Below are 473 nucleotides of genomic sequence, written 5' to 3'. Positions count from 1 at the left end.
CGCGGTTGCCGACGGGTATAAAGTGTTTGCGGTAATTGATGCCTCCGGTACCTACAGCAAAATGGCGCAAGAGATCACTCTGGCGCGTGTGGTGCAGGCTGGCGTGGTGCCGATGGACACGGCGGCGGTAGCCTCTGAGATCCAGCGGACATGGAACCGTGAAGATGCCGCGGAGTGGGCGGAAGTGTATACCCATATCTTCCCGGCGTATCAGTTGCTGATCGAAAGCTACGGCAAAGCACAGGAAGTGGTTAAAAACAGCGAAGTGCTCGATTCACAGCGTTAATCCCCTGCTCCACGGCGTAAAAACCGTGGAGCTGATTATTGCTTAACCGAACAGGCAGTAAAGCTGAAAATCTGCTTGACCGTGTTAGCGCAACTCCCTATAGTAGCGCCCCGTTGCCCCCAAGCGGTCAGGCAGCAAAACAATATGGTGAGGTGTCCGAGTGGCTGAAGGAGCACGCCTGGAAAGT

1 pseudogene is annotated in these 473 nt (G+C 55.2%); it reads left to right on the top strand.

Features of this window, described 5'->3' with window-relative positions:
* A pseudogene (locus tag LDK53_RS22915) lies at nucleotides 1–286 on the top strand (hydrolase); the annotation flags it as partial.
* Between the last annotated feature and the right edge of the window lie 187 nt (nucleotides 287–473).

The sequence above is a fragment of the Enterobacter sp. K16B genome, assembly GCF_020216105.1.
GTDB lineage: Bacteria > Pseudomonadota > Gammaproteobacteria > Enterobacterales > Enterobacteriaceae > Enterobacter > Enterobacter sichuanensis.
The sequence above is the reverse complement of the archived record's forward strand: the minus strand, read 5'-3'. Positions and strand labels throughout refer to the sequence as shown.